This is a genomic window from Desulfobacca acetoxidans DSM 11109, from assembly GCF_000195295.1.
Classification (GTDB): domain Bacteria; phylum Desulfobacterota; class Desulfobaccia; order Desulfobaccales; family Desulfobaccaceae; genus Desulfobacca; species Desulfobacca acetoxidans.
In genome coordinates this window covers 2,061,725-2,082,068 of the sequence record NC_015388.1, presented here as the reverse complement: position 1 = coordinate 2,082,068, position 20,344 = coordinate 2,061,725, and the positions used below count along the sequence as shown (strand labels likewise).

22 protein-coding genes are annotated in these 20,344 nt (G+C 53.7%); 14 read left to right on the top strand and 8 right to left on the bottom strand.

What is annotated here, in order from left to right:
* Positions 1–51 precede the first annotated feature (51 nt).
* Positions 52–1,329, top strand: coding sequence for an esterase-like activity of phytase family protein (locus DESAC_RS09275; protein WP_013706807.1), 1,278 nt, complete (start codon positions 52–54; stop codon positions 1,327–1,329).
* Positions 1,330–1,520: 191 nt separating this feature from the next.
* On the opposite strand, the gene DESAC_RS09270 is transcribed toward DESAC_RS09275, so the two are convergent.
* On the bottom strand, positions 1,521–2,471 hold the full coding sequence (locus tag DESAC_RS09270; protein ID WP_013706806.1) for a ribose-phosphate pyrophosphokinase: 951 nt from the start codon (positions 2,469–2,471) through the stop codon (positions 1,521–1,523).
* Positions 2,472–2,911: 440 nt separating this feature from the next.
* Positions 2,912–3,427 carry a transporter family protein gene (locus DESAC_RS09265; protein ID WP_148231218.1) on the bottom strand — a complete coding sequence of 172 codons (516 nt, stop codon included), beginning with the start codon at positions 3,425–3,427 and terminating at the stop codon, positions 2,912–2,914.
* Positions 3,428–3,665: 238 nt separating this feature from the next.
* Between DESAC_RS09265 and DESAC_RS16290 the strand changes: the two genes are divergently transcribed.
* Positions 3,666–3,830, top strand: a complete 165-nt coding sequence (locus tag DESAC_RS16290; RefSeq protein ID WP_013706804.1) for a hypothetical protein — start codon at positions 3,666–3,668, stop codon at positions 3,828–3,830.
* Positions 3,831–3,872: 42 nt separating this feature from the next.
* On the opposite strand, the gene DESAC_RS15290 is transcribed toward DESAC_RS16290, so the two are convergent.
* The 6 genes from DESAC_RS15290 to DESAC_RS09235 all read right to left on the bottom strand — a co-directional run bounded on the left by DESAC_RS15290 (position 3,873) and on the right by DESAC_RS09235 (position 9,189).
* Positions 3,873–5,132, bottom strand: coding sequence for a HesA/MoeB/ThiF family protein (locus tag DESAC_RS15290; RefSeq protein WP_013706803.1), 1,260 nt, complete (start codon positions 5,130–5,132; stop codon positions 3,873–3,875).
* Between the two features lie 112 nt (positions 5,133–5,244).
* Positions 5,245–6,045 (bottom strand): hypothetical protein, encoded by an 801-nt coding sequence (locus DESAC_RS09255; RefSeq protein ID WP_013706802.1) that lies wholly within the window; start codon positions 6,043–6,045, stop codon positions 5,245–5,247.
* Positions 6,042–7,145, bottom strand: coding sequence for an AAA family ATPase (locus DESAC_RS09250; protein ID WP_013706801.1), 1,104 nt, complete (start codon positions 7,143–7,145; stop codon positions 6,042–6,044). The genes DESAC_RS09255 and DESAC_RS09250 overlap by 4 nt, the downstream gene beginning before the upstream one ends.
* Positions 7,146–7,211: 66 nt before the next feature.
* On the bottom strand, positions 7,212–7,628 hold the full coding sequence (locus tag DESAC_RS09245) for a hypothetical protein (RefSeq protein WP_013706800.1): 417 nt from the start codon (positions 7,626–7,628) through the stop codon (positions 7,212–7,214).
* 9 nt (positions 7,629–7,637) lie between these two features.
* On the bottom strand, positions 7,638–8,801 hold the full coding sequence (locus tag DESAC_RS09240; RefSeq protein ID WP_013706799.1) for a hypothetical protein: 1,164 nt from the start codon (positions 8,799–8,801) through the stop codon (positions 7,638–7,640).
* A 19-nt stretch (positions 8,802–8,820) separates the two neighbouring features.
* Positions 8,821–9,189: a hypothetical protein gene (locus DESAC_RS09235; RefSeq protein WP_013706798.1), complete on the bottom strand. Its 369-nt coding sequence runs from the start codon at positions 9,187–9,189 to the stop codon at positions 8,821–8,823.
* Between the two features lie 421 nt (positions 9,190–9,610).
* On the opposite strand from DESAC_RS09235, the gene DESAC_RS16795 reads away from it, so the two are divergent.
* The 12 genes from DESAC_RS16795 (at position 9,611) to DESAC_RS09180 (ending at position 19,937) form a co-directional block, all read left to right on the top strand.
* Positions 9,611–9,943 (top strand): hypothetical protein, encoded by a 333-nt coding sequence (locus tag DESAC_RS16795; protein ID WP_218915670.1) that lies wholly within the window; start codon positions 9,611–9,613, stop codon positions 9,941–9,943.
* On the top strand, positions 9,856–10,641 hold the full coding sequence (locus DESAC_RS09230) for a uroporphyrinogen decarboxylase/cobalamine-independent methonine synthase family protein (RefSeq protein WP_218915669.1): 786 nt from the start codon (positions 9,856–9,858) through the stop codon (positions 10,639–10,641). Before DESAC_RS16795 ends, DESAC_RS09230 begins: the two co-directional genes overlap by 88 nt.
* A gap of 106 nt (positions 10,642–10,747) precedes the next feature.
* Positions 10,748–11,350: a hypothetical protein gene (locus DESAC_RS09225; protein WP_013706797.1), complete on the top strand. Its 603-nt coding sequence runs from the start codon at positions 10,748–10,750 to the stop codon at positions 11,348–11,350.
* A gap of 519 nt (positions 11,351–11,869) precedes the next feature.
* Positions 11,870–12,718, top strand: a complete 849-nt coding sequence (locus DESAC_RS09220; protein ID WP_013706796.1) for a damage-control phosphatase ARMT1 family protein — start codon at positions 11,870–11,872, stop codon at positions 12,716–12,718.
* Positions 12,719–12,816: 98 nt separating this feature from the next.
* Entirely contained in the window at positions 12,817–13,527 is a 711-nt protein-coding gene (locus DESAC_RS09215) for a rhomboid family intramembrane serine protease (RefSeq protein ID WP_013706795.1), read from the top strand.
* Between the two features lie 152 nt (positions 13,528–13,679).
* A complete protein-coding gene (locus tag DESAC_RS09210) occupies positions 13,680–14,462 on the top strand; it encodes an inositol monophosphatase family protein (protein WP_013706794.1) in 783 nt (260 codons plus the stop codon).
* Between the two features lie 97 nt (positions 14,463–14,559).
* Positions 14,560–15,048, top strand: coding sequence for a DUF3124 domain-containing protein (locus DESAC_RS09205; protein ID WP_013706793.1), 489 nt, complete (start codon positions 14,560–14,562; stop codon positions 15,046–15,048).
* Between the two features lie 182 nt (positions 15,049–15,230).
* Positions 15,231–16,094 carry a branched-chain amino acid ABC transporter permease gene (locus DESAC_RS09200; RefSeq protein WP_013706792.1) on the top strand — a complete coding sequence of 288 codons (864 nt, stop codon included), beginning with the start codon at positions 15,231–15,233 and terminating at the stop codon, positions 16,092–16,094.
* Positions 16,095–16,136: 42 nt separating this feature from the next.
* Entirely contained in the window at positions 16,137–17,021 is an 885-nt protein-coding gene (locus tag DESAC_RS09195) for a branched-chain amino acid ABC transporter permease (protein ID WP_013706791.1), read from the top strand.
* A gap of 42 nt (positions 17,022–17,063) precedes the next feature.
* The gene (locus tag DESAC_RS09190; RefSeq protein WP_013706790.1) at positions 17,064–17,789 is read left to right on the top strand and encodes an ABC transporter ATP-binding protein; all 726 of its coding nucleotides are present in this window, start codon (positions 17,064–17,066) and stop codon (positions 17,787–17,789) included.
* A gap of 89 nt (positions 17,790–17,878) precedes the next feature.
* Positions 17,879–18,652 (top strand): ABC transporter ATP-binding protein, encoded by a 774-nt coding sequence (locus tag DESAC_RS09185; protein ID WP_013706789.1) that lies wholly within the window; start codon positions 17,879–17,881, stop codon positions 18,650–18,652.
* Entirely contained in the window at positions 18,639–19,937 is a 1,299-nt protein-coding gene (locus DESAC_RS09180) for a phenylacetate--CoA ligase family protein (protein ID WP_041283899.1), read from the top strand. The genes DESAC_RS09185 and DESAC_RS09180 overlap by 14 nt, the downstream gene beginning before the upstream one ends.
* Positions 19,938–20,344 lie beyond the last annotated feature (407 nt).

Below are 20,344 nucleotides of genomic sequence, written 5' to 3'. Positions count from 1 at the left end.
ATGACAGGCGGCATCCGCTGGCAGACCGCAATAGAAAAGGAGCTGTAGAAAATGATACTGTCTGCAAAGGTTTGGTCATACCGGTTCATTACAGCATTCGCCCTAATATTCTTCTTCATACAGCCTCTCGTGACCAGCGCCTTCGGAGCCATAGAATTCATTGGCAAGGGCACGATCCCCGGCTCGGCCATAGACAATCTAAAGCTTACCGATCCCATCGACGCTGCTGGTACGCCACAAAACCGAATGGGTGGTTTTGGCTCCGCCATTGCTTATACCGGCTCTGGCAATTTATTTATTGCAATCCCGGACCGGGGCCCTGCGGATGGGAAAAGCACTTATCTGAATCGATATTATTGGCTGAGCATAGCCATCGATCCAATAAAGCACACCGTCACCCCCTCACTGGTCTCCACCCAACTCCTGTCCCAGGGGCCGAACCAGCCCAAGCAGGTCTTCACGGGCAATTCCGAGGCCTTTGACTCCACCAACTCGCCCGCCAGCCGGCGTTTTGACCCAGAGGCAATCCGTATGGGGAAAACCGGCACCATCTTTATATCAGATGAATACGGCCCCTTTATTTATGAATTCGATAGGAGCGGCCTTAGACTGCGGTCTCTGAAAGTGCCCGACAAGTTTCTCATCAAATCTCCAGGCGTGCCAAGCGCCGATCCCGATACGGAATTGACCAATCCCAATGGCCGGCAACCCAACGGCGGTATGGAAGGCCTGGCCATCAACCCGGACGGGACTAAGCTTTACGGCATAACGGAAAATCCCCTGATTCAGGACCATGCTTTGGATATCAGGCACAAACGGGTTGGCATAAACCACCGTATCTTGGAGATCGATATCAAAACTGGAGCTACCCGGGAATTTCTTTATCAATTAGAGAGGAAAAAAAATCGGGTCAATGAAATTCTGGCGGTGAATAACCATGAATTTCTTGTCCTGGAACGCGAAAATAAAGCCGGCGATAAAGCAGTATTTAAGAAGATCTTCAAGATTGATCTTGCCGGAGCAACCGACATCAGCAACATCGACAGGCTACCGGAAAAAGACGTGCCCAGCGGCGTAAAGAAGGTGGCCAAGAGCCTTTTCCTTGATTTACTGGACCCGGCCTATGGTCTGGCCGGACCTGATTTTCCCAAAAAGATTGAAGGCCTAGCCTTCGGCCCCTCCCTGCCGGATGGCCGGATATCCCTGTTAGTAACCAGCGATAATGATTTTCACAGGGATAAACCCTCAATCATTTATGTCTTTGCCATCGATCCTAGCGACCTGAATTATGTCCCCCAGGTAATCACCCCGATGAGCGACAAACAGTAGGGAGCAAGTATCTTATTTACGCGAGAATCTCTTAGCTGACCCGTCCAACACAATACGCCTGAGAATGGCAGGGGTAATATATAGTTGATATCCCTAGAGATACCCATGTTTCTTCTCTCTCACCACATTATCTTGCCCGGCAAAACAGCGTATGAGCCTGTCCCCCATCCCTGGACGTGCTTGGGTGGTTTTTAAAATTGAATGTCGAATAAGGAGCTGATGGAGTCTTCTTTATGGATGCCGGTAATGGCTTTGCAGAATAGCGGCGCTACCGACAATTGGTGAATTTTCTTGCATTGCAGAGCATTTTCCCGCAAGGGAATGGTATCGGTGACTACCAGACCTTTGAGCGGCGATTCCTGAATCCTTTCCACAGCCGGACCGGAGAGGACCGGGTGGGAACAACAGGCATATACGGCACTCGCCCCTTTTTCTAACAGAACCTTGGCGGCTTCGCTCAGGGTGCCGCCGGTATCGATAATGTCGTCGAGAATAACTGCCACCCGATCTTTGACCTCCCCGATGATGTGCATGGCCTTGGCCTTGCCGGGGGCATCCCGTCGCTTATCGATGAAGGCAAGATTGGCTTCCAATCTTTTGGCGTAAGCCCGGGCCCGCGGCACCCCGCCGGCATCCGGGGAGACCATAACCGGATCATCCCTGAAGTTGGCTTTGATATAGGGCATCATTACCGAAGAGGCATAAAGGTTATCGACTGGAATGTTAAAAAAACCCTGAATCTGACCGACGTGCAGGTCCATGGTAAGGATGCGGTTGGCCCCGGCGCTGGTCAAGAGATCGGCCACCAGTTTGGCGCTGATGGGAACCCGCGGCGCCACTTTGCGATCTTGCCGGGCATAGCCGTAATAGGGGATGACGGCCGTGATGCGGCGGGCCGAGGCCCGTTTCAGGGCGTCGATTATGATCAACAATTCCATTATATTGTTGTTGACGGGATGACAGGTCGATTGAATAACAAAGACATCCTTGCCACGGACGTTTTCTCCCACCTCAACCCTGATCTCTCCATCGCTGAAGGTACCCACGAAGGCCTTGCCCAAGGGCATCGACAGACAATTGCAGATCTCCAAAGCCAGATCGGGATTGCTGTTGCCAGCAAAAATCTTGAGAGTGTCGTTCATATCAGGTTACTCCAACGTCTTTAACCATTATGTGCTGCTCTCCGGTCCATCTTTCCCGGTATTTCAAATAATAACAAATTATATCAGATAGATAATGGTTTTTCAGCTAGAGACTAGAGCCTCGCTGCCACGCCAAATTCCCAAAACGACTTATGTTAAAATATTCTCAAGGTGAAGGCAAGAGGAATTTTCCATTCTTTAACCTGACGCTCATGCGCCCTTAATACTTCACGATTTCATCCGACTATGACGGTTTTGGGATAATCGGTCTGCAAGGATGACCTTAACGTCAATTATTGGGAAAGGTGCCGAGGGGACCAGGGAATATCAGATAGGATCGAACTGGCAAAACAGTTAGTTATGAGATCTGCGGGATGCTTGCTGCTGTAGGAGTCGGTTCGATGATTAGCAACTGTGGCAAGACTGACAATAACAAGGAATTAAAAAGAATACCAAACCCTGAACCAGTTGTGCAGGGCTTCCCCGCGATCTTTCGTTCCGGGTTCCAATTGCGATCTCAGGAGAAAGCTCCAACGACCCAGGTCATATTTTACCCCCGGCCCGAAACCTAACATCGGTTCGGAAGTTTGATACCCGCGCCACGGAAAGTATTCTGCCTGGGGACGATAGAGGTAGCCGCTTAAGCCTACCTTCAGGTTGGGCATGACGCGATAATCCATGGAGTAGCGAAACAACAGATGACTGGCAGGAGTATCAGGCGTCTGGCCAACCGGTTGATCCTGATGATACAGAAAAGACACCCGCAACTCGGAAGAAGGTGTGAAGGCAAATTTCGCCGTCATCTGATGCGGCCCATTCGTTTCCGGACGATCCAGGATTGCGGCCCCTCCCGGCAGGGTGTTCTGGGCTACCGGGGTAAAAAATGGCAGATTATTCCCCCAGGAGAAGGTCAAAGAGGACCCCGCGGACTCGGGGCTGTCATTAAGCAGGTGCATCTCGAGGGCGGTCTTGCTGGGTACGGAGGGTATGAATATGAGGGCACCGCTCGAATCACTTGATTGAGCAAAGCTATAACCTCCCAGGATTAACATGAACCCCAAGAAGCATATCAATGCAGTGCGTTTGAGCTGCGCTATTCCCCGAAACATTATTCCCCCCAGTTCCCCGTAAATCTAATCTAATACATCCTTACACTCGAGTCAAATGTTTTCTCATTACCCGGAGGCAGAAAGCATGAGCCTGACGCCGCCCCGGAAACGCTCAGTGATACCTAAAAATACTGATCGGCAACCCGAAAACCGAGAGTATCATGACCAGTCTGGAAGCTGGCAGGACTTATGGCTCAGCAATCTCGGCATACTGGCCGGCCAGCAATCCCGCGGTCAGGGCCAGCAGTAGAATGAAGTCTCGATTTGCGCCAGAGAATTTTCATGGATCGGCTCATTGCATAAAAGTGAACCGCTGAGCCGCTTCGGCCTGGTAAAATAAGGGTGGCGCCACTTCACCGGCCAAGGCCTTCCGTCCGGCCTCTACCATAAAACCACCGATAATCTGGTTGCTCATGATTACCGACGGATCTGGCCGGTAGATACAGGCGGCTCGCTCGCGTTGATAGCCCTGGGAGCGGTCACTGGCCGCAATATCATAAAATCCCAATACCGCCGCCGGGGTCTGAGGTTGCAGGTTTGGATGAAATACCACTACCTGTCCTCCATCAATGCCGGTCCCGCCGCTCACCAGAATCGTACCGGCCCCGGCGCAGGCTTCGCTCAGGGCAATACGGCTGGCAAAATTGTCGACACAATCAAAAACCACGTCATAACCGGAAATATCAGTCCCCTCCCGGAAATAATCAACCACCGCATGGGCGGAGGTGTGAAACCTGCTGTTGAGCCGAGCCGCCAGCACTTCAGCCTTACTGGCACCTACGGCATCCGCAAAACAGACCTGACGGTTGAGATTAGTCACCTCGATGACATCCGGATCCATAAAGGTTATTTGACTAAAACCGGTCAAAGCCAGCCCCAGGCCGACAAAATTGCCCAAAGCCCCCGCCCCCGCGATTAAGATACGCGGGCTGCTTGCTAAAACCGTTGGCCGTAGACCCTGATAGGTAATCAGTGCCGGGGAAACAGGGTTTTGCATAAGAATATTCTTGGTTTCTTCTAGGATAAGCCCGGCGGCAATGATCTCCAGCACCCCATCCTCAGAATTTGCGTTTTGGGGTAGATTCCGTGTTGTCAAAACCTGCTGTAGTTCCTGCCATTCGCGGCCCGATAAGTAGGTGAAGATCCGAAAACCTTGGTTCCGAGCCTCTTGCCAGACACCCCCCCGCACTACTGGCAATCCTTCATGGAAGGCCTGTTCCAAGAGAATCTTGCCAGCCAGGGAGTAGCCGCTGAGGTCGATTATCAGAGGGCAGGCAAGAAATATCTCCCGGCAGACCGGATGCGTATAATAACCCTGAAAAAAGCTAAGTCGGCAATCCGGGTTCAGCCTTTGTCCGAGTGAAAGCAGACGTTCATCCAGTCGGGGGGCTACCACCCGGAGATGATTAATGCCTAATGCCATGGCGGACAGGAGATACAAGGAGGTGAGAAGGCCGCCTTCCCCCACAACGCCGATTTGAGCCCGTGCCAGTAAGTCCTGGTTCCAATGGGGAATACGGAGCTGTCGGTCCAGGCGGGCGGGATGAGTCATTGGCTTTAAGTCCTGAGCGCTAAATGCTTGGTACAAAGATAAAACCGTGGAACGGAGAAGTGAAACGCATCCCGCCTTTTCGCCGATGATGTCTAGCTTTTGAGGCCTGGACCTACATACTTTCCAACTTGGGAGGAACCGACGTTACCGGGGAAAGCTTGCTGCTGATCTCGCTTCCTAACATCTCAATATCCGAGTTGGTCAGCAGGCGGCCATCATCGATGAGTACTAGCTCCGCGTCCTTTTTACTCCCGACCGAGGTTTGACCGGTCAGAATACCCCGTCTTTTGTAATGAATTTCCTGTTCATGCCAGCCCTCATCGCCGATGACAATGGCGTAACAGAAGCCGCCGTAGACCGTTTCCCACAGGCTGGCCCGAGTGACAGGAGAATCAGTAATCAGGCTGACGCTGCCCCTTCTTAGATCCTCCGGCCGGTAGGACCCCTGACACAAGAAGACAAAATCTTGAATAGCGATCTCTACCTTGGCCACCGGCTGACGCAGCCCCGCTGTCACGTAATCCAGCACCACTGCCTGATTGGTGGCGTCGGTGGGGGAAAAATGCCGATATGACAGGTCCCCATGAGAATGAATCCAGCCGTTAATGATTAGATGGTCCGGCAGGGAATCGCGGTAAGCGGCAATCTTTTCGGCTTCGACGCTGACGTATTCCTCCCGGTTCTGCTCATTTACCGGCAGGCCGAGATCTATAACCAGCTCTGGAGCCTCCCTGAGGGCCAACGTAAAGCCATACCATTCAAAACTCTGCTGATGTATGGAGCGCACCAGCTCATTGATTTTAAAGGCCTTGGTGTTGGCAAAGTGCGTCAGGCGAATAGTTTCGGGCAGTTCAGCCAGGATGATCTCCCGGCTGGCCGCTTTCTTCAGGGAGGCCAGGTTCTTGATTCTCACTGCAGCCTCCGGCGGACATAGCCCTCATCCACCTGTAGGAGGCCGGTGTAGCTCCCTGGCCGACGGAACAGATCTTCACTGAGCACCCGGTGGAGTATACTAATCAGACCTCTGGCGCCGGTGCGTTCCTGCTGAGACCTGAGGGCTATAGCTTTAAGGGCTTCAGCCGTAAAGACCAGTTCGATCCCCCAGGTTTTAAAATCGTGAATGTAGGCCTGCAGCGGGCTTTCCTCACATTGCGTGAGGATATCCATTAAATTCTGAGTGGTGAGCATATCATAGGTTACCCGCACGGGGAAACGCCCCATCAGTTGGCGTTCCATCCCGAAGACTACCAGGTCCTCGGTAAGCAGGTAATCCTGCCAATCCCCGGAGAAACCGTGCAGATCCATCCGTTTCTGGACAATGGCGTCCAATTTTTCAAAGACCCCTCCGGCAATAAAAAGGACGTGCCGGGTGGAGAGGCTGAGGCGTTCACGACCCAAATCTACGGTATTCTCCACCCCTTCTATCAATTTCAGCAGACCTTTCTGCACTCCCCGGCCGGAGACATCCCGATAGGCTATTGCTTCACCGGCGATCTTATCGATCTCGTCCAGATAGACCACTCCCATCTGAGCCACCTGCGGATTGCCTCCAGCCGCAACCAAGAGGTCGATCAGGATGTCACCGGTATTCTGGCCGACATAGCCGGTCTCGCTGAATTTGGTCATATCTTCCACCACAAATGGAACTCCGATAAGACCGGAGGCAACCTCTGCTGTATAGGTTTTGCCGCAACCGGTGGGACCGATGAGCACAATATTGGCCTTAGGGGTCCGGGTTTGACGCAGGGCCTGCTCGATGTCTTTGCTGTTTTCCGCCAGAGCCGTTTTCAGAGCATGTCCCAGGCGCCGGTAGTGGAAGGCAATGGCCGTAGCCATAGTTTTCTTACCCCTTTCCTGGCCGACAATGAACCGATCCAGGTCGGCCTTCAACTCCACCGGCGTTTTGGCAAATTCGATGATCTGTTGCGCCGCCTCATTCAACTGTTGTTGGCGCATGATTTCCATCTTGTCTAAAATCCGCCGCCGGCTCTGCTCCGAAATATGATCATACATGCCATTCACCCGTATCGGCCTAAACTCTTATCAAAAGAAACACCCGCCCTTTACCCTATAGACGACCTACTCCTTCCGGGCGCTTAATCTCGCGACGACGAGCTCGGTCACCGTCTGTCGATCGAAGGTTTCCGCCGAAATAGAGGCATCGAGGTGATACAAAATTCGGCTGAGCCCGATTTCCCGGGGTGATCGAACATACATCAGGTAAGGATTACCGCTGTGGGTAATGATTTCTTGCGTCAATTGATATTTCTTCCATGTTAATAAGGGAAAGAGGCTCAAGCGCCCCGATGGGGTAGCATTGGGCTGCAGCCCGACATCTAACGATTCCGGTTTCTTCAACTGCTGAATAAAATCCCGATCCAGATCATACTGTTGAACGATGGCTGCTACCTGGGCAAAAACCGATCGGGGCAGCGGCGATCTGGCCTTTTGCTGCATTCTGACAGACTTGATCGACTCCAGAAGCCCGACGGTCACAGTTTAACCTCAATAAAAGTCATTTTTCACTTCCACTTCGCCAGCAACGAGGCTCGGATGATCTTTCGGAATCCGCAGATCATCAAAATCTACCATGGAGTGATGCAAAGCAAATTTGTCCAAGCTGTTATAGCCGTTGCGTTTGCGATGGTTATAACCATAAAAAAGGGCATTGATCCCCTCTTCCAAGGCCTTGATCACGGCGGCGGCGGAGAATTCTCCCTCGGCCTTATATTCGGTAAGACAGATAGGCTGTTGAGAACTGTATCGGCGCAACAAAGGGTGTTTATACATACCTAAAACCCTCGGATATATTAATCCGGCGGTAGAGACGCCGACTCGGCAATCAGGAAATAAATAGAGTCGACCGAAATAATCTTTCAGGGCATAAGCCCCCGTACGCTTATAAATCAGGTATTCCCGTGGATCCTTCAAACGGGTGAAACCGAAGCCGTCAACCTCCAGTGCACCCCGTTTGGCAATGGTGAGCAAGACGGCCAGAAGCCGCTGCGGCAATGCTAGCAGCCGCTGCAATTCCTTCAAGGTCGAATGCCACCGGTTAACTTCCTCAGTCAGTATATGAGCCTGCAGGGCTGCTTGAAACCATTGCTGCAGAGCAATGCCTCTCTGCAAACCCTCGGGGGGCAGGCAGGGGTGATTGACCAACCCCTCCAGTCGATTAAGCCATTTCCTGAGGGAAGCTTCGGTCAGCCGCAACCTATTTACGAGGGTCGGATTGATGTTCCGAGACGGAATCCTGGCGGCCAACAGGTCCAGAACGGTTCCCCAATCAGCTTTCTGACAGCGTATTTCACGCCGCTTCCTGAGAAAATGCGGCAGGATCTCGAAAAGCATGACCTCCAACTTGGCGTCCAGCGGCGGCCGATAATCCGGCCGCACAGGAAGCAGCCCTTGGAGTTGGTGTTGGCGCAGCTTCTCATACTCCTCCGGAAATACCGCCGGATAGTTCTCCACTAATGAAGGTAAGCAGATGGTCTTGACAAAATAGCCGCCGTCGACTGACAGCAGACATTCCCCTGAAATTAATTCTCGGGTCTTGGCCGCGGTCATAGTCGAAATTTCCTGCTCGATCTCCGGATCAAACAGCAGCGGTGCATAGAGATAGCCTGAGCGGAGGTATACCTCCGCCCCCGAAGCCAACATCGGCCACATATTGTCCTTCGCTAAGACCTTAGAGGTAGATGCCGCCCTCTTGGGGTCTGATAGCCCGCACCGGGGCATAGAAATAATCTTCACCCTCCTCCGATTGCTCCAGACGGGCGTAATCAATGGCCTTGGACTCAAGGTCCCGACCCTTGGCCAAGAGTCTGCCACCTTGAAGCTGGCGCTGGATATCATCCAGGATTTGCCGTTCCTCTATGCTCCAATCCGAACGGGCCAGCATTTGTCGGCATAACTGTTCTAAGGTTTTACCCTCGTAGCTGCCGGGCTCAAAGACCTCCAGAAGACCTTCTCCGGCCTGACCGGGCAGGATTTCCACCACCAGCGGCAGCAGTTGTTCTCGTTTCTGTTTTTCGGACGCGGTTATGGGTTCAGTCATACGGCACCCTCCCCTACCCTTTTACCCAAGGTTTATGGTAATATACAGTTGCCAAGAAGATACGGTTTCTGGTTTCCGGTCGTTGGCCAAAAATTAAGTTCTGTTCAGGGTAGAAAGCCTGTCCCCCCGGAAACCATTCTTATGGTTCACGGGTGATCCTAAGATGAAAGGCATTCGTCTGGGCAGTCTTCAGAGACCTTCTTCAGACACCGATATACTTAGATAATACTAGAGAATAATGATTTTGACAGTATTTTTATTCGATAAAGGGATATCCACCCCTAGAAACGACACTGTCTGTCAGGCTGCGCTTCAGCCACAATACGAGAGTTTATCACACTTGAACTCCGAGTTTCGTATTGATCTCGAAGATCGAAACCCGAAACTAAAATTATAATTCCTTCCAGAAAATGGGGAAATCATGTCCCAGTTAATTCCCGGCAAACTGCTCACCACCGCTATGGCCATCTTGCCCCACGACCACGTCGAGGAGGCCCTAAAGCTGGCCCGTACCCTTGATATTCCCTTCTGGCCGCAGCTTCCGCATGTTGGCTATTATGAAGATATGTATGTCCAGGCGGCGGAACACTTTCCGGGTATTGTGTTGATGCCCGAACAGAACAGCATCCGGTTTGACACGCCGAATTTTATGATGAACTGCCGGAAATGCTGGACCATTGGGAAGAGTTGGCCTATTTTGACATCTCCCCCACCTATTCGGTCGTATATCACCGCTTCCTGGAGATGGATCTGAGCTCTTATCCGGCCATCCGCGGTCAACTGGAGGGACCGGTGAGCTTCGGGATGAAAATTTTAGATGAGAACGATAAGCCCCTGATTTTCAATGACCAGGTACGAGGGATGCTAATGGATTTTATGGCCCGCCGGGCACAGGCGCAGTTGACGCACTTGAAGACCAGGCATCCCGGTGCCTTTATGTTCATTGATGAGCCCGGCCTGCAATTTGTTTTCAGTTCCATGTCCGGCTATACCGACCGCATGGCCGCCGAGGACATGGACCGTTTTTTCTCGCAGATTGACCGTCCACGAGGCATCCACCTGTGCGGCAACCCTGATTGGCAGTTTTTGCTCAATCGGTATCTCGATATCCTCTCGATGGACATTTATACCAATGCCGAAATCTTTCGCTGCTATGGAAAGGATATCAAACGCTTTCTGGATCGCGGCGGGGTGCTGGCCTGGGGGGTGGTACCCACCGGTTTCGAGGCCTTTGACCAGGAGTCGCAGGACCATCTGATTGCGGTATTAGAAGGTGTCTGGCAGACCTTGGCCGAGGCAGGCATCTCCCTGGAGCAGATCTTGGCCCAGAGTCTGTTGGGCCCGGCCACCTGCTGTCTCATCAACCCCGACCGGGAGAAAACCGTCGCCAAGGCCTATAGTTGGGTGAAGGCCCTTTCCCGGCAACTGCGGGAGAAATATGCCTTAACCTGATATTCTCTCTTCACCCATACCTGGAACTTTTTCTGAGAATGCTTATTGTTACCTTAGGAGTTACTGCGGATCATTCAGGTTCATGGATTGGGAAAGGAGGTTGGCAATGCGAGAACAAGAAAAGGTAGATTTTGGCCCCCTCGGGGAAAAGCTGGCGGGTATGATCGGCGCCGCCAGAGATGCGTTCAACCGTCACAGTCTGGCCGGATTAGATCAGTTCAAGAACCTGCAGGAGGCGGCGGTGAAGAATATAGCTGCGGCCTTGGAAAAACTCGATGCCTCAATGTCCAGAGCCAGCGCCGCCGATAAAATTCAACTGGCTCGGAGCCACAGTCTGTTGACCAGACTGCAGCTTATGACTGAAGCGTTGGGAGGTTTACGGGAACCCATTGAGAAAAAAGTAAAAAACAGCGTGTTGTTTTCCGAAAAGGCCGTGGCGCAGACTAACGCTCTGTTCGATCAACAGAGCGGCCTGTTGCGGTCGGTTTTCGACATTATTCAGACAAACAACGATTTCCTGAAAAAGTTCGTGCAGGAAGAAAGCAAAAAGCAGGTGCAAAACTGTGCCGACTATGCTACCGAACACGAGACCCGGCTGATTGAAGGCCTCTGTCAACCACAGGCAGCCCCTATCTTTTTGGCCATCCTGGACCGCTTCCGCACCCTGGCCCAGCAAGAGGTTGAGATCACTGCGGCAATGAGCTCCTAAGAATTTAGAGAAAAGGAGCAAGTTGCGGCGAGAAGATTCCCCCTTTCTGCCTGGTTGCGATCAAATCTGTTAAAATCCCCCTTTCATAAGAGGTAATTAATTGGAAAAATCCCCCTTTCTGAAAGGGGGATTTTAATAGATCGTCCCCGGTTAGACCTGCATCCGGACTTGTGGTCATCTTTAAGGAACTATTTTACCTGCCGCAGTTGCTTAATTACGAGTCGCTTGATATCTTTTGCTTGCGGGAAAAGCTCCTGTATGTATCGAAGTCGACGCAAAGCTGCCTTTATTATATAGGCTTTCCATGTAGAACTCTGTGAGAACATAAAACATATTACATTTTTCTAAACAGGCTTTAAAGCTCCAAACCTGCTTCGGATAGGCCAGAAGCTCAGAATACCTGCCGGAAGCCAGTCCCAGCCGTGAACCAGGGCCGGGCGTACAGCCGGCACCCCTCACACCGATTGGTGGTCGGTTCTGCTTGATCCTATCTTTACCTGTCACCAGGAGTTCGGACCCATGCTCATTCGCCCTGAATGTTATTCCTGCCTGGAAAAACTGATAGACCTGAGTGTAGAATTGGCTACTGAAGACCAGCACTTACAGGCCGAAGCCCGGCGCCAGGCTCGGGAAATTCTGGCGGCGGAATTTTCCCCCAGCGCTATTCCGGCCTATATTGCCAATATCTTTCATCAAGCCATCAAAACCATTACCGGTAATCCTGATCCTTTTCTGCGCCGGAAAATTGCCGAAACCGAACTCGCCCGCCAGGTAGCGGCGGAAGTAGTCCCCCGCTGGGGGGTCGATCTGACCTCCCGGTTGGCCCTGGCGGCGGCTGGCAACGCCTTGGACTTTTTCCGCGGCTCGGCAGAAATCGCCAATGATATGCGTTCCGCGGTGCATTTTACCGACTCGCAGGTCGATCTTTTGCAGCAGCGTCTCCAGGGTCCGTCCGGACTGCTCCTCTTCCTCACCGACAATGCCGGTGAGCAATTCTTTGATCTACCCCTCGTAGAGCTCCTCCGATTCGACGGCTGGGAGGTTCATTACGTGGTTAAAGGCGGGCCCATCCAAAATGACCTTACCCGCCGGGACCTCTTCGATTCCGGGCTGGGTCCAGCCCTCGAGCCGATCGTGGATACCGGCGCTCTGACCGTGGGTCTAGTCCTGAACGAGACAAGCGCTGCTTTCCAACAAAGCTTTGCCGCCGCTGACCTCATTTTGGTCAAAGGCATGGGTCACTTCGAAACCCTGGCGCACTACCATGACCCTCGCCTTTTTTTTCTCCTGCAGGCCAAATGTCATCCGGTGGCCACCGCCTTGAACGTCCCGCTCCGGTCTTTTGTCCTCCGACAGGCGGCAACGTGATCACCGGGACCGGCTGCATATATTTGTATTGTTTAGGTAGAGCTTACTTTTCGTTAGTCAGAAAAGACAGTTTCCGGTAGAAGGTATACAAGGCATCTATGGTGATACCAATCCGCGGTCTGGCTTCCCAGAACTCTTGGGCTTTTGCCACTATCGGGCTGATCAGCCTTAATTTTGTCATTTTCTTTTTTCAGTTGCACATCGGTCAGGAGGCTGCTTTAAAACTCTTTTGGCAGGGAGGCGCCATCCCGGCCAAGCTTTCCCAGGTAAAGCTATTCGGTTCCGGGCAATCTCTCAAGCTGGCGGCTACGATGTTCACCTCTCTCTTCCTGCACGCCGGATGGGTCCACCTGTTGGGCAACATGCTGTTTCTCTGGGTCTTTGGCGAGGCCCTGGAGGGCGAACTAGGTCATTGGCGGTTTCTCGGGTTCTATCTCTTCTGCGGCTTCTTCTCCCTGTTGATCCACTCCCTGGCAGCCAGCAAGTTGTCGGCGCCCATCATTGGGGCCAGTGGCGCCATCGCTGGCGTCCTGGGGGCCCATCTCATCCGCTTCCCGCAGGCGCCGGTGCAAACCCTGGTATACCTGCTGGTGAAGGTGAAGATCATCGCCATTCCCGCCTATGTCTGGCTGGGCTTCTGGCTGTTGCTGCAATTCTACGGACTGCGCCAGGGAGGACCGGTGGCCTGGTTCGCCCATCTGGGAGGATTCTTCACCGGTCTTTTGGGGGTGTTTCTCTTTCTTCCCGATGCCTCCTCCGGCAGAGGCCAAAAGACCGCTCGACGCCCCAAAAATCGCCGTCGGAGATAGCCTTTGCACATCCTGGTGATCAACGTCACATCAGTGGCATAGAGTCTATATGTTAAGCCTTTTTTAATCCCCTCTCTCCCCCAAGTGGCATGATAAGGGGCGCCAAAAACAATCTTTTCAGTAAAGACTACAGTCAATAGAAGGAGTTCAGGTTGTTAGACCAGATTCAACAAATCGCCCGCCAGGCTGCCCTAAAGGCGGGGGCCTTGCTGCGGCGGAATTTTGCTCAGCCTCACAAAATCACCCTTAAAGGCCGCCATGATCCGGTAACCGAGAGCGATCTGCAAAGCCAGGAAATAATTGTTCAAACCCTTCTGCAGGTCTTCCCGAACCATCATATTCTCGCTGAAGAACAGGGGGCGCCGAACTCTGCCAAGTCGTCCCAGGACAACTGTTGGATTATCGATCCATTGGACGGAACAGTCAATTTTGCGCATGGCTTCCCGATGTTCGCCGTTTCCATTGCTTTTCAGCAGCAGGGGGCGGTACTCTACGGGGTAGTGTATGACCCTATGCGAGAAGAGCTCTTTGAAGCCGCTCGGGGGCGGGGTGCCTGGCTTAACCGGCAACCTATACGCGTCTCGACGGTCCGAGAACTCGACCAGGCCTTGGTAGCAACCGGCTTTCCCTATAACGTCAATGAACGTCTGGAAAATACCATCAGGCGTTTTAAGAAACTGGTGGCTCTGGCGGAAGGCGTCCGGCGCCCCGGTTCAGCCGCCCTGGATCTAAGCTGCCTGGCCGCTGGCCGCTTTGACGGCTTCTGGGAAGAAGGGCTCAAACCGTGGGACACCGCCGCCGCGGTGTTGATCGTTGAGGAGGCCGGCGGGCGGGTGTCGAACTTCGGGGGCGGTCCTTTTGATCTGGCCTCTGATAACGTGGCGGCTAGCAATGGCCTGCTGCACCGTCAACTACTTCAGGCCTTGCAGATATAAATTACCTACGCCTGAAAGCGATGGAGCAGGACGCCATGTGCCAAAGTCTAAGGCTCCGTCCCGGCGTCAGGGGGGGTTATCCCATAAGGAGGGTGCTATGAAGATGTGGTCCTGGAAGACCTGGTCGGTCATATGGTGTGCATTGTTGATCCTCTCCGGTTGGCTGAGTGTTCCCCTCCCGGCTGATACCAGAAGTCCCTCCAAGGGCCAATTGGTTTACGTGCCGGTCTATTCGCACATTTACTACGGGGATAAAATGCATTCCTTTAATCTTGGCATCACGCTCAGTCTCCGCAATACCGAAACGACGCGCCCCATTGAAATTGTCTCAGTGAAATATTATGACGAAAACGGCAAACTGGTGCGGGATTATGTCCCACCTGCCGTAACTCTGGAGCCTTTGGCGGCGGTGCGGTTTCACGTGCGGGAGTCCGATGTCAGCGCCGGTTCCGAGGCCTGTTTTCTCGTGCGTTGGCGGGCGCCGCAAAAAGTATCTCCTCCCGTCATCGAGGGGCTGATGATAGGCACGCTCCTCAACCAGGGGATCAGCTTCACCGCCACCGGCCGGGTGTTAGAAGAATATTGAATCCCGGCAAAAACCACCGGTCCGCCGCTTTTCCCGAAACGTCATATCCTTGCATTATCAGGGATAATAAGATAAAAGTATGCAGCAAGATGATGTCCTGGCCAATCGACCGGGCTTTCCAACCTTGAATCTCGAACCTCGGCCCCCGGTCTTGAGACCTTGGACCTTGACCCCCGGTGCTCATGTTTTTGCAACAGATTCTCAACGGCCTCACCGCCGGCAGCGTTTATGCCCTCATCGCTCTGGGTTATACCATGATCTATGGCATCCTGGGCCTGATCAATTTTGCTCAAGGCGAGATTTATATGGCCGGGGCGTTTGCTGCCGTCCTGCTTTTGAGTGCTTATCAGGTGAATTTTTTCGTGGCGTGTCTTTTTGGTATGGGGGTGGCGGTGTTGGTGGGGGTGGCTTTGGAGCGATTCGCCTTCCGGCCGCTCAGAGGCGCCCACCCTCTGGTGCCGCTCATCAGCGCCATCGGGGCTTCCATCCTGCTGCAAAGTCTGGCCCTCTTGCTTTTCGGCCCCGAGGACCGTTCCTTCCCGACGCACTTTGAGTTCGCCGCCCTTGATGTGGCTGGCGCATCCATATCTACGCTGCAGGCGGCTATCTTTATTTCCGCCCTCTTCTTCATGATCCTCCTGATGGTTTTTGTGAGATACACCCGGTTCGGCAAGGCCATCGTCGCTACGGCCCTGGATCAGGATACTGCCCGGCTGATGGGGATTAATGTTGACCGCATGATTACCCTGACCTTTGTCATCGGCTCTGCCCTCAGCGGCGCCGCCGGCATTATGATGGCCATTTACTATAACGCGACGTATCCCCGGATGGGTCTCCTGCCCGGTCTCAAGGCCTTCAGTGCGGCGGTGTTGGGCGGGGTGGGCAATATCCCGGGGGCCATCATTGGGGGGTTGATCCTTGGAGTAGCGGAAAACTTGGGAGCGGCTTATCTGTCTTCGGGCTATAAAGATGCCATTGCCTTCGCCATACTCATCGTCGTTCTTTTGGTGCGGCCCCGCGGTCTGTTAGGCAGCCGCGGCCACTAGAGCCTCAAACGGAACGCGGGAAAAACCAAACGTCATACAATCATGACCGAATATTTCTTACATTTAGCCATTATCTCCTGTTTATACATCATCTTGGCCCTCAGCCTCAATCTCATCATCGGCTATTGCGGCCAGGTTTCATTAGGTCATGCGGCCTTTTACGGTCTGGGGGCCTACAGTTCGGCCCTCGTAGCCATTCATTGGCACTTCCCGTTTCTCCTGGCCCTTTTGACCGCGATGATTGTTGCTGCCCTTTTCGGCCTTTCACTGGGGATTCCTACTCTCCGACTTAAGGATGACTATCTTGCTATCGTCACCCTGGGATTTGGCGTTATTATCGACCTGGTCCTGTTAAACCTGGATATCACCGGTGGTCCGGACGGCATCACCCGCATTCCGGCGCCCACAATGTTCGACTTGAATTTCCGCCTCAAAGGCTGGTATCTGATGTTGGTGGTTCTAGCAGTTGCCCTTACTCTGCTGTTCATCCATCGTCTGGTCAACTCCCGCCATGGGCGGGCCCTGAAAGCCATCCGGGATCATGAGATCACTGCTAATGTGATGGGTATCAACACTGCGGCCTACAAAATTGCCATCTTTGCCCTGTCCGCCGGTCTGGCAGGTCTCGCTGGGTCTCTATACGCCCACTATATTACTTTTATCAATCCTGAAAGTTTCGGCCTGCACACTTCCATCCTGATCCTGACCATGGTGGTCCTGGGGGGAATGGGCAGCATCCTCGGGTCAGTGCTCGGCGCCTGCATCCTGACCGCTTTGCCGGAGATGCTCCGGCGGTTTGCCGACTATCAGGATCTGGCGTATGGCGGCCTCCTGATCGTGATGCTCATCTGGCGTCCCCAGGGTCTGTTGGGCGGTGGCAAATTAAGCCGCAAATTCATCCTTCCGGGTAGGAAAAACGACAACTAAAGATTCTGACAAGGATTATTCCTGCCGGAATCAGAAAAACCCATGCTCACTCTGAAAAGCGTCCACAGCTATTACGGCAGGTTACACGTCCTCAAGGGCGTTTCTCTGCACGTCCGTCCAGGCGAGATCGTCACCCTGTTAGGGGCCAACGGCGCCGGCAAGACTACTACGCTACGGACCATCTCCGGCCTGCTCCGGCCCCGGAAAGGCAAAATTGAATTTTTGGGGGAAGATATCAGCCGCCTAAGTGCCGACCAGATCGTCCTGCGCGGCATCGCCCATGTTCCCGAAGGTCGTCGGGTCTTCAGTTCCCTCAGTGTCGCGGCCAACCTCGAGTTGGGCGCTTTTGCCCGCCACGACCATAAGTCTGTCAGGGCTGATCTTGAGGACATCCAGCGACGCTTCCCCATCCTCAAAGAACGATCCAAACAACCGGCAGGCACTCTCAGCGGTGGAGAACAACAGATCTTGGCTATAGCCCGGGCGCTTATGGCGCGTCCCAAACTATTGCTCCTGGATGAGCCTTCCATGGGCCTGGCGCCGAGATTGGTCAGACACGTCTTTGAGATCATCGTCGGTCTGCAGAAAACCGGTGCCACTATCCTGCTCATCGAACAGAATGCCCGAGCGGCCCTGAAGGTGGCCGACCGCGGTTATGTCATGGAGACCGGCGGCATCAGCCTCGACGGCTCCGCTGCGGATCTGATGAATCACAACGAAGTTAAACGGGCCTATCTCGGAAAAGGCTACCAGGAAGTCTGGGAATAGTGAATTTAGCGGCAAATATGATCTATGTATTAATCATCACATAAAATTAGGGCGGACACGATCTACCGGCCAACCTGTCAGCATAATCGATGCTTTTAGAGATCAACAACCTCAGTAAATCTTTCGGTGGACTCCAGGCCTTGAACGGCGTCACGTTTGACGTCCGGATGGGAGTGGTGCAGGCGCTTATCGGCCCCAATGGAGCCGGCAAGACCACCTGTTTCAACCTCATCAGCGGCATCCTGCCTCCTAGCTCCGGTTCGATACGCCTGGACGGCAGGGAACTTAGCTATCTGCCGCCGCACCGCATCGCCCGCCTCGGCCTGGCCCGCACCTTTCAAAACATCCAGCTTTTCAGCGGCCTGTCGGTTCTCGAAAATGTCCTTGTGGGCCAACACCTGCATCTGCATGGCAATCTGCTGGCGACCTTACTGAATCTGCCTGCGGTCCGCCGCCAGGAGCGCCGGAGTGCCGACTTCGCCCGGGAGTTGCTGGACTTCGTGGGTCTGGCGGATAAAGAGCATTGGGCGGCGGACAGTCTGGCCTACGGCGACCAGCGGCGCCTGGAGATCGCCCGAGCCATGGCCCTCAACCCTCGCCTGCTGCTGTTAGACGAACCCGCAGCCGGCATGAATCCGAGGGAAACCGAAGATCTGATGGCGCTCATTGACAATATCCAACAGCGGCATATTACCGTCCTGCTCATCGAACACGATATGAACCTAGTCATGAATATCAGCAGCCGGATCGTGGTCTTTGACCAGGGGCGGGTCATCGCCCAGGGACCGCCCAAGGCCATCCGGCAGAACCCGCAGGTTATCGAAGCGTATCTGGGCCGGGAGGAGGAAGATGGCGATGTTTGAAAGCCAATACGAGGCCATGGAGCGTGCCGAGATTGCCCAATTGCAGCTCGAGCGCCTGCAGTCGACACTGCAGCGGGTTTACCGCAACGTTAAATTCTACCGGAAGAAATTTGACCAGGCCGGACTCCTGCCGGAGGACTTTCAGTCCCTCGAAGACCTTGGCAGATTGCCTTTCACCACCAAAGAGGACCTGTCCAATAGCTATCCCTACGGTATGTTTGCCGTGCCGCTACGCGAAGTGGTGCGGATTCACTCCTCTTCCGGCAGCGTCGGCAACCCCATGGTGGTGGGCTATACCTGCAGGGACCTGCGGAACTGGGCCAGATTGGCCGCCCGCATGTTGGCCGCCGCCGGTGTAACCAAAGATGATGTCGTTCAGATAACCTTCAACTATGGCCTCATGACCGGTGGTTTTGGCGTTCACTACGGCGCTGAAGTGCTGGGCGCCTCTGTCATCCCCACCGGCACCGGCAATACCTTCCGTCAGGTCCAGATTATGAGGGACTACCGCACTACCACCCTGGTCGCCACCCCGTCCTACGCCCTGGTGATCGCAGATAAATGCCAGGAAATCGGCCTGGACCCCAAAGACCTGCACCTGCGCGTCGGTTTCATGGGAGGCGAACCCTGGGGGGAAGACCGCCGCCGGGAGATTGAAGAACGTCTTCTCCTGCAAGCCTTCGACCTTTATGGCCTTTCCGAGGCCATGGGACCGGGGGTGGCCGGTGAATGCGAATACCGCCAGGGGATGCACCTTAACGAAGACCACTTTCTCCCGGAGATCATCGATCCGGTAACTACTGCTCCTTTACAACCGGGTGAGATCGGCGAATTGGTAATTACCACTCTGTCCAAAGAGGCAGTTCCACTAATCCGCTTCCGCACCGGCGACAAATGCTCCCTGACCTATGAACCCTGCCCCTGCGGCCGCACTTTCGCCCGCCTTAGCCGGATCCTCGGGCGTACCGACGAGGTCATCATCGTCAAAGGGGTCAATATCTTTCCCCAACGGGTAGGACAGATTCTGGCCGCGTTGCAGGGAGAAGCCCCTGTGTATCAGTTAGTGGTGGGACGGGAGGGGCGCCAGGATTACCTGGAAGTCAGGGTAGAAGTCAGGGAAAGCATCTTCTTCGACCGCATGGTGGCCCAACGCCAGCTCATTAACCAACTGAGCCATAAACTGGCCCAGAGCATCGGGGTCACGCCGAGAGTCAAATTGGTCGAACCCAATACCATCGTCCGAATTGGTGAAACCTCCCCCCTGGTCATCGATCAGCGAGGTTGATCTGTTGCTCTGGCCTGGTTAATCTATTGATTGCCTGGTGATCGACATTTCTGTCAATCACCTGCAAACCACAGGAATTTTTACTCTTTAGAAAAACTTTCTAACAGGGGCGGACCCTGTGTTGGCCCCCAGTAACACCTCAGTTGTTTGCGGCAAATACCAGATTCTCCCCTACGGATGGACCTGTCGGTGCTGTCGTGCGGTGAGGTGGACACCGGCCACTATTGCTTGATCTATTCTCTCAGATAGCTAAAGTATTACGATCTCCAATACCCCGACGAAAACGTTAGGCATTTTCTGTTTGCCGGTATATACTATCTGTTAATCATCCCACCCGCTTAGATTTACATTCAAACCTCGAATAATTATTGGAACTTCGCAGTCCTGGTTTTCGTACGGCGCGGTCG

Coding starts and splice junctions, on each gene's coding strand:
- DESAC_RS09275 (WP_013706807.1), top strand. CDS start 52: ATGATACTGTCTGCAAAGGTTTGGTCATACCGGTTCATTACAGCATTC.
- DESAC_RS09270 (WP_013706806.1), bottom strand. CDS start 2,471: ATGAACGACACTCTCAAGATTTTTGCTGGCAACAGCAATCCCGATCTG.
- DESAC_RS09265 (WP_148231218.1), bottom strand. CDS start 3,427: ATGCACCTGCTTAATGACAGCCCCGAGTCCGCGGGGTCCTCTTTGACC.
- DESAC_RS16290 (WP_013706804.1), top strand. CDS start 3,666: ATGAGCCTGACGCCGCCCCGGAAACGCTCAGTGATACCTAAAAATACT.
- DESAC_RS15290 (WP_013706803.1), bottom strand. CDS start 5,132: ATGACTCATCCCGCCCGCCTGGACCGACAGCTCCGTATTCCCCATTGG.
- DESAC_RS09250 (WP_013706801.1), bottom strand. CDS start 7,145: ATGTATGATCATATTTCGGAGCAGAGCCGGCGGCGGATTTTAGACAAG.
- DESAC_RS09240 (WP_013706799.1), bottom strand. CDS start 8,801: ATGTGGCCGATGTTGGCTTCGGGGGCGGAGGTATACCTCCGCTCAGGC.
- DESAC_RS09235 (WP_013706798.1), bottom strand. CDS start 9,189: ATGACTGAACCCATAACCGCGTCCGAAAAACAGAAACGAGAACAACTG.
- DESAC_RS16795 (WP_218915670.1), top strand. CDS start 9,611: ATGTCCCAGTTAATTCCCGGCAAACTGCTCACCACCGCTATGGCCATC.
- DESAC_RS09230 (WP_218915669.1), top strand. CDS start 9,856: ATGCTGGACCATTGGGAAGAGTTGGCCTATTTTGACATCTCCCCCACC.
- DESAC_RS09225 (WP_013706797.1), top strand. CDS start 10,748: ATGCGAGAACAAGAAAAGGTAGATTTTGGCCCCCTCGGGGAAAAGCTG.
- DESAC_RS09220 (WP_013706796.1), top strand. CDS start 11,870: ATGCTCATTCGCCCTGAATGTTATTCCTGCCTGGAAAAACTGATAGAC.
- DESAC_RS09215 (WP_013706795.1), top strand. CDS start 12,817: ATGGTGATACCAATCCGCGGTCTGGCTTCCCAGAACTCTTGGGCTTTT.
- DESAC_RS09205 (WP_013706793.1), top strand. CDS start 14,560: ATGAAGATGTGGTCCTGGAAGACCTGGTCGGTCATATGGTGTGCATTG.
- DESAC_RS09200 (WP_013706792.1), top strand. CDS start 15,231: ATGTTTTTGCAACAGATTCTCAACGGCCTCACCGCCGGCAGCGTTTAT.
- DESAC_RS09195 (WP_013706791.1), top strand. CDS start 16,137: ATGACCGAATATTTCTTACATTTAGCCATTATCTCCTGTTTATACATC.
- DESAC_RS09190 (WP_013706790.1), top strand. CDS start 17,064: ATGCTCACTCTGAAAAGCGTCCACAGCTATTACGGCAGGTTACACGTC.
- DESAC_RS09185 (WP_013706789.1), top strand. CDS start 17,879: ATGCTTTTAGAGATCAACAACCTCAGTAAATCTTTCGGTGGACTCCAG.
- DESAC_RS09180 (WP_041283899.1), top strand. CDS start 18,639: ATGGCGATGTTTGAAAGCCAATACGAGGCCATGGAGCGTGCCGAGATT.